General features: G+C 63.8%; 11 protein-coding genes. 1 reads left to right on the forward strand and 10 read right to left on the reverse strand.

Annotation, left to right across the window (positions count from 1 at the left end):
* Window positions 1-38: 38 nt before the first annotated feature.
* The 10 genes from ABI796_RS12935 to hemE all read right to left on the reverse strand — a co-directional run bounded on the left by ABI796_RS12935 (window position 39) and on the right by hemE (window position 11,372).
* Entirely contained in the window at window positions 39-1,313 is a 1,275-nt protein-coding gene (locus ABI796_RS12935) for a glycoside hydrolase family 3 N-terminal domain-containing protein (RefSeq protein WP_141285687.1), read from the reverse strand.
* Window positions 1,314-1,442: 129 nt separating this feature from the next.
* Window positions 1,443-2,762 (reverse strand): glutamate-1-semialdehyde 2,1-aminomutase, encoded by a 1,320-nt coding sequence (hemL, locus tag ABI796_RS12940; RefSeq protein ID WP_141285685.1) that lies wholly within the window; start codon window positions 2,760-2,762, stop codon window positions 1,443-1,445.
* A gap of 43 nt (window positions 2,763-2,805) precedes the next feature.
* Window positions 2,806-3,918 carry an LLM class flavin-dependent oxidoreductase gene (locus ABI796_RS12945; protein WP_141285683.1) on the reverse strand — a complete coding sequence of 371 codons (1,113 nt, stop codon included), beginning with the start codon at window positions 3,916-3,918 and terminating at the stop codon, window positions 2,806-2,808.
* A complete protein-coding gene (gene hemB / locus ABI796_RS12950; protein ID WP_141285681.1) occupies window positions 3,918-4,898 on the reverse strand; it encodes a porphobilinogen synthase in 981 nt (326 codons plus the stop codon). The genes ABI796_RS12945 and hemB overlap by 1 nt, the downstream gene beginning before the upstream one ends.
* On the reverse strand, window positions 4,895-5,749 hold the full coding sequence (locus tag ABI796_RS12955) for a uroporphyrinogen-III synthase (RefSeq protein ID WP_141285679.1): 855 nt from the start codon (window positions 5,747-5,749) through the stop codon (window positions 4,895-4,897). The genes hemB and ABI796_RS12955 overlap by 4 nt, the downstream gene beginning before the upstream one ends.
* Window positions 5,750-5,759: 10 nt before the next feature.
* Window positions 5,760-6,758, reverse strand: coding sequence for a hydroxymethylbilane synthase (gene hemC / locus ABI796_RS12960; protein ID WP_141285677.1), 999 nt, complete (start codon window positions 6,756-6,758; stop codon window positions 5,760-5,762).
* Window positions 6,755-7,978, reverse strand: a complete 1,224-nt coding sequence (locus ABI796_RS12965) for a ferrochelatase (RefSeq protein ID WP_141285675.1) — start codon at window positions 7,976-7,978, stop codon at window positions 6,755-6,757. Before ABI796_RS12965 ends, hemC begins: the two co-directional genes overlap by 4 nt.
* Entirely contained in the window at window positions 7,975-8,676 is a 702-nt protein-coding gene (gene hemQ, locus ABI796_RS12970) for a hydrogen peroxide-dependent heme synthase (protein WP_141285673.1), read from the reverse strand. The genes ABI796_RS12965 and hemQ overlap by 4 nt, the downstream gene beginning before the upstream one ends.
* A 78-nt stretch (window positions 8,677-8,754) precedes the next feature.
* Window positions 8,755-10,251, reverse strand: coding sequence for a protoporphyrinogen oxidase (gene hemG, locus ABI796_RS12975; protein ID WP_141285671.1), 1,497 nt, complete (start codon window positions 10,249-10,251; stop codon window positions 8,755-8,757).
* Between the two features lie 5 nt (window positions 10,252-10,256).
* A complete protein-coding gene (hemE, locus tag ABI796_RS12980; RefSeq protein WP_141285669.1) occupies window positions 10,257-11,372 on the reverse strand; it encodes a uroporphyrinogen decarboxylase in 1,116 nt (371 codons plus the stop codon).
* 158 nt (window positions 11,373-11,530) lie between these two features.
* Here hemE and ABI796_RS12985 point away from each other — a divergent pair, with 158 nt between their 5' ends.
* Complete coding sequence (locus ABI796_RS12985) at window positions 11,531-12,853, forward strand: glutamyl-tRNA reductase (protein ID WP_141285667.1); 1,323 nt, start codon at window positions 11,531-11,533, stop codon at window positions 12,851-12,853.
* Window positions 12,854-12,890 lie beyond the last annotated feature (37 nt).

The following is a 12,890-nucleotide window of genomic DNA, read 5'->3' on the forward strand; positions in this document are numbered from 1 at the left end:
AAGGCGGGGTTCTTTGCTGCACTCAGGAGGCTCTGCCGCTACTGACCGGCTTTCACCCGCAGTACCGTAAGCGCTGCGGCATCCACCTTTGCCCGGAAGGCCGGGTCCGCCACAGCCTTCTGCACCACTGCTTGGTGCATGGCCGGAATGCTTGCGGGGTTGGCGCACACCAGCATTGTTCCACCCGCGCCAAAGAAGTTCAGTGCCCGGTCTGCATCGGACCAGGCTTCCAACTGAGCGGCACTGCAGAGGTCATCGGAGAGAACGATCCCCTTGAATCCGGCGTCAGAGCGCAGCATGGTGTCCATCACCATCGGTGAGAACGGTGCAATATTCGCGGGGTCGATTTTGTCGTAGTAAGCATTGGAGACCATCACCCATTGGGCGCCGGAGGTGATCGCTGCTTGGAAAGGCTTCAGCGCAGGATCATCCCTTGTGGTGGTTGTGTCTCGAACATCCTTGCTGACGTCAGTGTTGGGAACAACCCTGCCCAAGCCCGGGAAGTGCTTAACCACGGGGGCCACGCCGGCGTCTTTCATCCCGTCCGCAAAAGCGTTGCCCAAGAGCGAGACGGTGCCCGGGTCATAGCCGTACTCCCGCTGAAAGTGGCCGATCGGGGCATTGGACGGCGCAAATTCCGGACTGGTTACTGTATCCAGGACCGGTGCGAGGTTTACATTGACGCCCACACTGCGGAGTTCCTTACCCCACGCCGCTGCGTCTGTGCGAAGCTTTGCGGCACCGGAAGACGCCTGCACCAAGGCAGTAGGAATCGTGGAAAAACCTTGGCCGGACAGCACCTGGACGTAGCCGCCTTCTTGGTCCGTTGCTACAAAAAGGGGCACCCCTCCCGTTGTATCAGCGGAAACTGTGCTGGTCAGAGAAGATACGACGCCGGCTGTGGGTCCCGTTCCGGCTTTGCTGCGCCCACTGAGATAGACATTTCCGGCGTGATACTTGGTGAGTGCTTGCAAGGTTGCCGGCTCGGCGCCGGTTGCCTTGGCTGCCACCATGAACAGCTGACCCACGCGCTGCTCCAGGCTGAGCGCGGCGAGTTGCTGCTCGGCCGCTGACCGGGTAGTCGGTGCAGGTGCAGGCGGGACGGAAGGCGCTGCGGATGCTTCGGGTGACGTGCGTTGGGTAGTGGGGGTTGATGATCCTGAGGGCGAAGAGGACGTAACCGTTGATTGCGGTTCCGATGACGCTTGGCTGGAGTTCGGAGTGCCGCTGGAACATGCGGTAGCCGTGGCCAGCAGGGCTCCCGCAGTGGCGATGCTGAGACTGATCGATGCAACGGATGGACAATTGCGCATGGTAAACCGTGAATTCGTTGGGGGTGGGTTTCCACCTACGAGCCTACCCCGGGACAAGCAACGATGCCCCGGCCACCTGCTTCGTGCAGGAAGGCCAGGGCATCACCAAGGACCAGGAATCGCCAGAGACTAGGCCGTGGCGCCCGCTGCGGCCTTCGCGGCCGCCGGAAGGGCGTCAAAGATCCGGTTCATGGCTGCGTCATCATGGGCTGCGGAGAGGAACCAGGCCTCAAAGACAGACGGCGGCAGGTAAACCCCGGAGTCCAGCATGGAGTGGAAGAACGGGGCGTACCGGAAGCTCTCCTGCCGCTGGGCGTCGTCGTAATTGTGTACACCGTGGGCAGAGGTGCCAAAGGCGACGGAGAACAGATTTCCTGCGCGCTGGATGGAGTGGTCAACACCTGCGGCGTCCAGGGCAGCGGAAAGCGCAGCGGAGAGCTCCAGCGAGCGGGCATCAACGTAGGCGTAGACCTCCGGAGTTGCGTTACTCAGCGTTGCCACACCTGCCGCCATGGCCACCGGGTTTCCGGACAGCGTACCGGCCTGGTAGACCGGTCCCACGGGAGCGAGGTAATCCATGACGTCGGCGCGGCCGCCCAGCGCCGCCGTCGGCATTCCTCCGCCAATGACCTTGCCGAAGGTGAGCAGGTCCGGAGCCCAGCCTTCCTGGCGACCGGTCAGGCCCCAGTAGCCGGCGTAGCCCGTGCGGAAGCCGGTGAGGACTTCGTCCAGGATGAGAAGGGCACCGTGTTCCCTGGTAATGCGGGACAGGCCTGCGTTGAAGCCCTCCCCCGGGGTGACAACTCCCATGTTGGCCGGTGCGGCTTCGGTGATGACGGCAGCGATGTTCTGACCGTGGGCAGCGAAAGCAGCCTCGACGGCGGCGAGATCGTTGTAAGGCAGGACGAGGGTTTCGGCGGCGGTAGCTTCTGTGACACCGGCCGATCCGGGCAATGCCAGGGTTGCAACTCCCGAGCCCGCTGCTGCCAGCAGTCCGTCAAGGTGCCCGTGGTAGCAGCCGGCGAACTTGATGATCAGGTTGCGGCCGGTGAATCCGCGGGCCAAGCGGACTGCGGTCATGGTGGCTTCGGTTCCGGTGGAGACCATGCGCAGGCGTTCGACCGCGGACACCCTGTCCTTGACGATCGCGGCCAGGTTGGCTTCATCAGGCGTGGAAGCGCCGAAGGAAAGTCCACGATCCACGGCTGCATGGACGGCGTCGAGCACGGCAGGATGCGCGTGCCCCAACAATGCCGGCCCCCACGAGCAAACGAGGTCCACATATTCCTTGCCGTCCGCGTCCGTCAGGTAGGCGCCCTTGGCCGAAACCATGAACTTCGGAGTACCGCCAACCGAGCCGAAGGCCCGCACCGGCGAGTTCACGCCACCGGGCATCAGGGACCGGGCGCGGTCGAAGAGTTGATCGGACACGGGGGTGTTTGAAGTCATGGTTCCTATTCTTTCAGTGATTCAGGAGCGGTTGGGCCGCGGTCTAATGTGCGGCCAGCAGCTCGGCAACCCTGGGGGCCACCTCGGTGCCGTACAGCTCAATGCAACGCATCATGGATTGATGCGGCAGAGTTCCATTGCTGTATTTGAGGTCGAAGCGATCCACGCCGAGATTTCGCTTGAGCAACGCGATTTTCTGCGCCACGGTCTCCGGAGAGCCAACGTAGAGGGCACCTTCAGGGCCGCACATGGTATCGAACTCTCTTCGGTTCCCCGGACCCCATCCACGTTCAGCACCGATCCTGTTGCGCTGCTCCAGCCAGTGCGGGAAAAGCTCCTCGCGGGCAGCCTCGTCCGTGTCAGCAATGAAACCAGGTGAGTGGGTTGCGATCTGGCGCATGGGATGGCTGTACTTCGCCATTGCCTCACGGTACAGGTTGACCAGCGGCGCAAAGCGGCGAGGCTCTCCCCCAATGATGGCGAAGATGATGGGGTAGCCGTACTGGGCGCAACGCAATACAGACTCAGGAGTGCCGCCTACACCGATCCAGGCCGGAAGCAGGTGGTGCTGCAGGTGGGGGTATACCTGCAACCCATTGACGTTTGCCCGCGTCCGCCCTTCCCAATGAACGGGTTTCTGCGCACGGACCTGATCGAAGAGTTCCAGTTTTTCCTCGAACAGGACCTCGTAGTCGGCCAGATCCAAGCCAAAGAGCGGGAACGACTCCACGAACGAACCCCGGCCCAGCATGACCTCGGCCCGGCCGTTGGACAATGCGTCCACAGTTGCGAATCGCTGGAATACCCGGATGGGATCATCGGAGCTGAGCACGGTGACAGCGGACCCCAGCCGAATGCGGGAGGTCACTGCAGCCGCCGCTGCCAGGAAGACTTCGGGCGCCGAAACAGCGAAATCGCGCCGGTGATGTTCTCCCACACCGAAAGCATGGATTCCGACGGCGTCAGCCAGCTTTGCTTCCTGGAGCAGCTCACGCAGTACTCGCGCATGCTCTTTGGGGTTCCCGTCTTCATCCACCCCGGCATCACCGAATGTGTTCAGGCCGAGCAGGATTTCATGTGCCGAAACTGGCGCGGCGGGGTCCGAGGGGGCACCGGATTCTGGTGCGGCAGCGGAATCAACGGGAACAGAGGACATCAGGACTCCTTCAGCCAGCCTGCCAGTTCGGAGGCCCAGTAGGTCAGGACAGTATCGGCTCCGGCACGCTTGATGCCGAGGACGGATTCGGTGATGGCACCCCGCCTGTCGATCCAGCCGTTTGCGGCGGCCGCTTCGATCATGGCGTACTCACCGGAGATTTGGTAGGCCGAGACCGGCACTGGACTCATGGCCGCGACGTCGGCCAGGATGTCCAGGTAGCTCATGGCGGGCTTGACCATCACCATGTCCGCGCCTTCTTCCAGGTCCAGCTCAACTTCCAAAATGGCTTCCCTGCGGTTGGCCGCGTCCATCTGGTAGGTCCGGCGATCACCTTTGAGCTGGGAATCCACGGCTTCACGGAAGGGGCCGTAGAACGCTGACGCGTACTTGGCTGCGTAGGCAAGAACTGCTGTGTTCTTGTGACCGGATTCCTCCAGCGCCTGGCGGATGACCGCGATCTGCCCGTCCATCATCCCGGAGGGCCCCAGGACGTGGGCTCCGGCGTCGGCTTGGGCAACAGCCATCCGCCCATAAATTTCCAGTGTGGCGTCGTTGTCCACGTAGCCCTCTGAGTCGAGGACCCCGCAGTGTCCGTGGTCGGTGAACTCGTCCAGGCAAACGTCGCCCATGATGACCAGGTCATCGCCTACCTCGGCTTTGACGTCGCGGATGGCTTTGTTCAGGACACCTTCGGGATCCAACGAAGCGGTGCCCTGGGCGTCACGGACGGCGGGCACACCGAACAGCATGATGCCGCCCACACCCAACTCCACCGCTTCTGCTGCAGCCCGTTTCAAGGATTCGGTGGTGTGCTGGACGACGCCGGGCATGGAGCTGATGGGACTGGGCTCGGTGAGTCCTTCGCGGATGAACGCCGGGAGGATCAGGTCCGCTGGCGCCAAGCGGTTCTCGGCGGTGAGCCTGCGCATGGCCGGAGTTGTGCGCAAGCGGCGGGGACGATGGTTCGGAAAGCTCATTGCGTATTCCCTTCGTTGGCAAAAACAGATTCCAGGGCGGCCACGATGCCGTCCGGAGTTGGTTCTTTGGCGGTGGCAGCCACGGTGAGGCCAAGCCTGGTCGCTTCCGCCGCCGTCGGACGTCCAATGGCGATCAGCCGGCAACTGCCCAAGGGCAGCAACGTGGCAGCTATTCGGCGCGCTGCGCTGGGAGAGGCAGCCACCATGGCATCAAGGTTTTCTGAGTCCAGTGCCGCCCGTGTCTCTTCGACGCTGAGGATCGGCGAAGCGTCGGCGTCGGACATGACGACGCCGGAGGGAAGGTCCGCGGTCAGGCGCAGTTCCGCGCGGGCAGGGTAGTCCACCGTCCGGTAGGCGACGACGGAGGTCACCTTCGCGCCCTTGGCCGTCAGTCCCTCGCGCAGGCCTGGCGCGGCGATATCAGCTTGCGGAAGGAAAACGCGCTCAGCGGACGTATCCCACACAGCAAGGAGGCCTTCTGCGGACTGGACATCTGCAGGAGCCAACGCGACGGTGAGGCCAACCGATTCAAGAACCTGCCGGGATGAAGAACCAATAGTGGCGACTTTCGTTCCCGGCGGAACGAGATCCGTGAGCACGACTCCGCGCTGCGCGGCCTTCTCCAACAAAACCCGGACGGTGGTGATGCTGCTGATCACCAGCCAATTGAAGTCACCGGCCCTCAACCCGTTCAAGGCCGCATCCAGGGGCGCCTGATCCGGGGTCATTTCAAAATCGATGAGCGGAAGCACCAACGGCGTGGCCCCCCGGTTACGCAGGAGCGACGCCAACGGCCGTGCACGGTCGGCGCTCCTGGTGATCAGGACACGCCGACCGGTCAATCCGTTCATTTCATGCGGCTCAGGATGCGGCAAGATCCGCGATCTCCGCGGCGCCTGCAGCGAGCAAAAGCTCGGCCACTTCAATGCCAAGCAACGTCGCTCCGACCTCCGTGAGGCCGTCGGTGGCCTTCTTCTCCCGCACAGTCTTGGTGCCATCCACGGCACAGACCACTGCTTCAAGATGCAGCATGCTGCCCTTCCGGAAGGCGTAAGCCCCCACGGGAGCTGCACAGCCGGCTTCAAGACGTGCCAGGACGGCGCGTTCGGCAGTGACTGCAAGGCGGGTGTCGTTGTCATCCAACGCCGCAAGGGCCTGCGCCAGCACTCCGTTGGATCCCTCGGTGGAGCCTGCCACACGCGGAGCGTCAGCAGTCCGGCACTCGATCGCCAGCGCTCCTTGTCCCGGGGCCGGCAACATGACGTCGGACTCGAAGAACTCGCTCACGGTGTCCAGGCGATCCATGCGTTCCAAGCCAGCAGCGGCCAATACCACGGCGTCAAGATCGCACGATTTGCCGGGGACAACTTCATCCGTAACATTTCCCGGCAAACCCGGAACCCGGCCGAGGCGCGTATCCACGTTTCCACGGATATCCAACACCTCAATGTCCGGACGCGCAGCCCGAAGTTGAGCGGCACGCCGTGGTGAGCCTGTGCCGACTTTGGCCCCGCCTGGTAGCTCAGCGAGGGTCATACCGTTGCGTGCACAAAGGACATCGCGGACATCCACCCGCTTGGGTGTTGCGGCGATGCTCAAGCCAAGTGCCGCCCCCGTGGGCAGGTCCTTGAGGGAGTGCACGGCAACATCACAGGTCTCGGCGAGGAGGGCATCCCGAAGGGCCGCGACGAACACACCCGTACCGCCCATCTGGGAAAGCGAGCCGGTCTTGACGTCGCCTTCGGTCTTGATGTGCACGAGTTCCACCGGGAAACCGCCAACTGCAGCCAAGCGGTCCGCTGTTTGCTGCGTCTGCGTCAGGGCAAGCTTGCTCGCCCTGGTGCCGATGCGAACAGTCACTTGGCAACCTCCGGGGCAGGATAGGGGTCATGGCCGATGCCGATCCCTGCGCCTACTTCTGAGATGACGGGCTTGGCTCCGCGGAAGTTCTCGCAGCAGTTGGGACGGCAGACGTCGTACCAAGGGCCCAGATCAGTCACGTGCGGACGTTCTGCGATGTTGTTCTCCACCGTGCGCTCACAAATGAGGTCCACCAGGCCGGACACGAAGGCCGCATGGGTACCCGGGGTGGGAACGCGTGTGGCTTCAATGTTGAGGTTTTTGCAGGTTTCCAGTGCCTCGGTGTCCAGGTCCCAGGCAACTTCCATATGGTCGCTGACAAACCCAAGGGGAACGATCACCACGCCGCGGACGCCTTGGGGAGCGATCTCCTCAAGGTGGTCATTGATGTCCGGCTCGAGCCAGGGAATGTGCGGGGCGCCGGAGCGGGATTGGTACACCAGGTCCCAAGCGACATTCGGTGCAACAACGTCCATGATGGCCTGGGCATTGGCGAGGTGTTGCGCAGCGTAAGCCGAACCCTCAGCGAATTCGCGCGGCTCGTCCTCGGATCTGCCCGCGGCCTCTGCATCCCGGGTAGGAATGGAGTGCGTGGCGAACAGCACCCGGATCTTCGAGTCCGGATCAGCAACGCCGGCAGCGGCCAGCTTGCCGCGGATCTCTTCCAGACCGGCGGCGGTGCCCTCAAGGAAGGGTTGAACCACGCCGGGGTGGTCGAAGTACTGGCGGATCTTGTCCACCTCGAGCTTACCGTCCAAGCCCGTTTCCGTCAGGGCGATGCCAATGTCCTCGCGGTATTGGCGGCAGCTGGAGTAACAGGAGTAGATGCTGGTGGTGAGCATCAGGATCCGGCGGTGTCCGGCGTCGTAAGCGTCCTGCAGGACGGGCGCAATGTAAGGGTCCCAGTTGCGGTTGCCCCAAAGTACGGGCAGCTCGATGTCCCGCTTGGCCAGCTCAGCCTCGATGGCGGCCTTCAGCTCACGGTTCTGCTGGTTGATGGGGCTGATCCCGCCGAAAGCACGGTAGTGGTGCGAAACCTCTTCGAGGCGTTCGTCCGGGATGCCCCGGCCACGGGTGACGTTGCGGAGGAAGGGGATGACGTCTTCCTGGCCTTCGGGCCCACCGAAGGAAGCGAGCAGCACGGCGTCGTAATGCTTGGCTTCCTGGCGGCCACGCTCAGTGACGGCGTTCTGTGCAGTGGATACAGCGGGGCCGGTCATGCGAGAACCTCGGCAATCTCGGCAGCCGTGACGCGGCGACCGGTGTAGAAGGGGATTTCTTCACGGACATGGTTGCGGGCCTCGCTGTCCCGCAGGTGGCGCATCAGGTCGACAAGGTCCACCAGTTCCGGTGCCTCGAGTCCAAGAATCCATTCCCAGTCCCCCAGCGCGAAGGAGGAGACGGTGTTGGAGATGACCTGCGGGAATTCCCTGCCCAGCAGGCCGTGTTCGCGGAGCATGGCGCCGCGTTCCTCGGCCGGAAGGATGTACCACTCGTAGGAGCGCACAAACGGGTAGACGCAGAGCCAGGTGCTGGGCTCGACGCCCCGAGCATAAGCAGGCACGTGGCTCTTGGAGAATTCAGCCTCGCGGTGCACGCCCATGGCGGACCAGACGATGTCGGTTCCCGCGAAGAGCTTGCTGCGGCGGATGGACCGGACGGCTGCCTGCAGGTCCTCGGGCTTGGCGCCGTGGAGCCACACCATGATGTCGGCGTCCGAGCGCATTGCCGAGACGTCATAGCTGCCGCGGAGGATCACGCCGCCCTCCGCGAGCTTCTCCGTGAGGGCTTCGAACTCCTGGGCAGCATCGCCGCTGCGCAGGACGTCGGCCGAGCGCTTGAAGACCGTCCACAGCGTGAAGAACTGTTCTTCGGTTTCAGCAGTTTTAGTGACAGATTCGGCAGAAGTGTGGCTCATGGTTCAAGTTTGCCCCGTGCTGGCCGCTAAGTCGAAACGGATCAGTTCTACAAGACGTAGAAGTGATGCAAATCACAATTAGCGGGAATCATCCTCACGCACCGAAGCCAGTTGCCTGCGGGTATCCGCCACAACCGCAGCAAGGCCGTTTCCAGCCAACCAACCGCCCACCACGGTAAGTCGATCGGCAGCGGAGCACGCCCTGCGGACTTGTTCCACGCGCTGTTTATGACCGACGGCGGCGAACGGTAAGGCACCCGCCCAGCGGACCACATCCCAATCCACAATGTCCGCCCTGGAAACCGGCACAGTCAGCAGCGCCGAGGCATCCTCAACGGCAGCAGCAAGGAGGGAATCGTCATCCATGAGAACATCCGGACCTGCGTTTGCCTCTTCGCGCCGCCCATAGGACAAACGAAGAACATGCGTACCCGGGCCGGCCTGCTCCGCCAGCCAATCCCACTTCGCCGTTGCATGGGTCAGCGCCTTGGCCCTGATCCCCGGGGTTTCAGGCGCCACCAGGATTCCGGTCCCGCGTGGCCTGCCATCGAGCTGCGGCAGGTCCACCACCATGGTCACCAAGCTCACCAAGGGCCCCGGAGCCGGACGCAGCCCGGAGAGTTCAGGCAAGGATTTCTCCAACAAGCCCACAGCGGCCGGACCATCAAGAGCCACCACCAGGCGGCCGGCGTCGAACGTTGATTCTCCCGCGGTAACCTGCCAACCATCGGCCGTCTTCACGACGGCATCGGCGTGGCGCCCGCTCAGCAGCTGCACTCCTCGCTCCCGCAGATCAGCCACCAGGGCCTCCACCAGGGTGTTCATTCCGCCCTTGAGGCCCGCTACGGCGGAACCCGCCTTTGCAGGACCGGAAGCTGCTCCGGCGCCGGACGCCGCCGGACGTTGGGCTGTTTTGCGTTGAGTGGCAACCGCAGCAGCGAGAGAACCGTGGGTGCGGATTCCGGCACGCAGGCCCGGGGCCACCATGTCCACATCCAACAGGGCAGGATCAGCCGAGTGGACTCCGCCTACTACCGGCGAAACAAGCCGCTTCAGAACTCTTTTGCCCATACGGGTACGCACCAACGAGGAAACGCTGGTGACCTCCGAGGACGTACCCACAGAGGCTGGGAGCCAACGGTCCAGGGAGGCCCTGATGGATCCGGCAAGCCCAAGAGACCGCCTGACCTCAGGGTCCCACGGGTTTGCCGGAATGCCGAGCACTCCGGTCTTGGGAAGTTCCTGCGGCCCGTCCGGAAGCTGCACCCAGGCCCCTCCGGGATGAGGAGCCACTATGCGCTCTGCCAGACCCAACTCACGCGCGAGATCGGCTACGGCCGTGGACCGCGTGGCAAACGACTCCGCCCCGCTGTCCAATCGCAGCCCCGCAACAACATGGCTTCCCACACAACCGCCCCAGGAAGTTCCTGCCTCCAGGACAGTCACGGCTGAGCCGGCGGAAGCCAATTCCCTTGCGGCGATCAGGCCGGAGATGCCGCCTCCCACCACCACGGCAGTTGGGCGTTCGGCTGCCGCCGCGGGCTTGGAGGTGGGTGTTGGGTGCCCCCCGCGCATCGTTACTACTCCGCTGGGATGGAGTGGATAAGCTCCACCACGCGCGTCAGGACGGTGGGGTCCGTTTCCGGAGGAACTCCATGGCCAAGGTTCAGGACGTGGCCAGGGGCGTGGGAACCGGCAGCGATGACCTCGCGGACATGGGCTTCAAGGACCTCCCACGGAGCGGACAGAAGAGCGGGATCGATGTTGCCCTGGAGCGGCACAGTGCCACCCAGGCGCCGGTTCGCCTCATCCAAGGGAAGCCGGTAGTCGACGCCCACAACGTCCACGCCTACGTCCCGCATTGCCACCAGCAGTTCAGAGGTGCCTGTTCCAAAGTGAATCAGCGGCGCCCCCAGGCCGCGTACATGGTCCAGCGCGCGGGTGGATGCCGGCGCCACATACTTGGTGTAATCACCCAGGCCCAGGGACCCCGCCCAGGAATCGAAGAGCTGCGCGGCCGAAGCGCCGGCCTCAAGTTGGGCCTGCAGGAACATCCCGGAAGTATCGGCCGCCCAGTTGGCCAGCGCGGCCCAGGTCTCGGGATCGGAGTGCATCATGGTCCGCGGACCGAGGTGGTCACGCGAGGGCTTTCCCTCAACCATGTAGGCCGCCAGGGTGAACGGGGCGCCTGCGAAACCGATCAGCGGCGTCTTTCCAAGTTGGGCAACGGTCAGGCGGACGGCTTCCCGGATGGGCTCCAGGGCCTCCCACGTCAAGGCAGGCAAGGCGGCAACATCAGCGGCCGTCCGGACAGGCTTGTCCAAAACAGGTCCAACGCCGGGGACGATGTCCACGCCCACGCCGGCAAGCTTCAGGGGAATGACGATGTCCGAGAAGAAGATGGCAGCATCAACATCGTGCCGGCGGACAGGCTGGAGGGTGATCTCAGCGGCCAGCTCGGGCCGAAGGCAGGAGTCCAACATGGCAACGCCTTCGCGCACCTTCAGGTACTCGGGCAGGGAACGGCCGGCCTGGCGCATGAACCACACAGGCCTGCGGGATGGGGTGCCGCCGCGATACGCGGTAATCAAGGGCGAGTCCGAAGTGCGGCCGTCCTTCAGTGGGTGGTTGGCGCCGAGGGTTCCCGCCGGGGCGTTGGAGGCCGTACTGTTGGATGCTGCCGCGCTAGAAGTCATGCCTTCGATTGTGCCGAAAATCCGGGGCAAAAGATAACGACAAGCTGTCACGGTGCGCTCTACCCGGGCCGCTGTGGCGGGGATCACCATCCTTGGTGGGGATCGCCACGGCGCCGCATTGTTCTACCGGGCTACGAAAAAGCTATGATTGGGGTGCTGTGGTTCTTTTCTCATTGGTGGCTACACACGCCGACATCGACCTCGAAACTGTCGCTCAGTTGAGCAACGGTTCCTCCGAGCTTGCCTCGGCAGCCCTGACCGACTCCTCCGTGGTTTCCGGTGCCGTGGTCCTGGCCACGTGCAACCGCTACGAAATCTATGGGGAAACGGCCAACGGTGCTGACCTCGAAGCAGCCCGTTCCGCCCTCGTTTCACAGATCAGCGAACTGAGCGGCCTGAGCGAGCAACTCGTCTCCCGTTCCTTCGCCACCAACACCGGCCCGGATGTCACACGGCACCTCTTTGCTGTGAGCGCCGGCCTGGATTCAGCTGTTGTGGGCGAACGCGAGATTGCAGGACAGGTGCGCCGGGCACTGATCACCGCCCAACAGGAAGGCACCGCCAGTTCCGGTTTGGTTCGCCTATTCCAGGCGGCTTCCAAAACGGCCAAGGACGTAGGCGCGCAGACAGCCCTGGGCTCGCGTGGGCTTTCGATCGTTTCGGTCGCTTTGGACCTCGCCACGGACCTCGCCGAGAACGACGATTGGTCCACCAAGAAAGTTGTGGTCTTCGGAACCGGGGCCTACGCCGGCGCCACCATGTCACTGCTGCGTGAGCGCGGCTGCACAGACGTTTCCGTTTACTCTTCGTCCGGCCGCGCCGAAGGCTTTGTGGCCACCCGCGGGGGCACAGCACTGGACGCCGACACCCTTCCCGCGGCTGTTGCCGCGGCTGACGTCATGATTGGCTGCAGCGGCTCGGACAACAGGGTGGAAGCTGCGGACCTTGCCCGCGTCCGGGCCAACTCCGGAAAACCTTTGATCGCGATCGACCTTGCGCTCACCCACGATTTTGATCCCGCAGTGGGAGAACTCGACGGCGTTGAACTCCTGACGCTTGAATCCGTTCGACTGGCCGCACCGCAGGAGCAGGCAGAGTCGCTCTCCCAGGCAAGCGCGATCGTCAACGGCGCCGCCACCTCTTTCGAGTCCGAACGGGAGGCCCGCTCCGTGGACACCGCAATTGTGGCGCTGCGCCGTCACACCATGAATGTCCTTGACGCGGAGATGGAAAAAGTCCGCGCCCGGCACGGTTGTACAGCCGCTGCTGAAGAGGTGGAGTTCGCCCTGCGCCGGATGGTCAAGCAGCTCCTGCACATTCCCACCGTCAGGGCCCGTGAACTGGCCGCCAATGGCCAGCAGGATGACTACGTTGCCGCCCTGGAGGCGCTCTACGGCATCCAGGTGGAACAGCCACAGGCTGCTGCCCCCGCAGCGGAGTGCCCTGTGGATCACCAGCAGCTCCGCTCCGAAAGCGCCTGACGGCCCGCAACGCAACGGCACGCAACGCAAATCTGCC

It is taken from the genome of Paenarthrobacter aurescens (assembly GCF_041549525.1).
GTDB lineage: Bacteria > Actinomycetota > Actinomycetes > Actinomycetales > Micrococcaceae > Arthrobacter > Arthrobacter aurescens.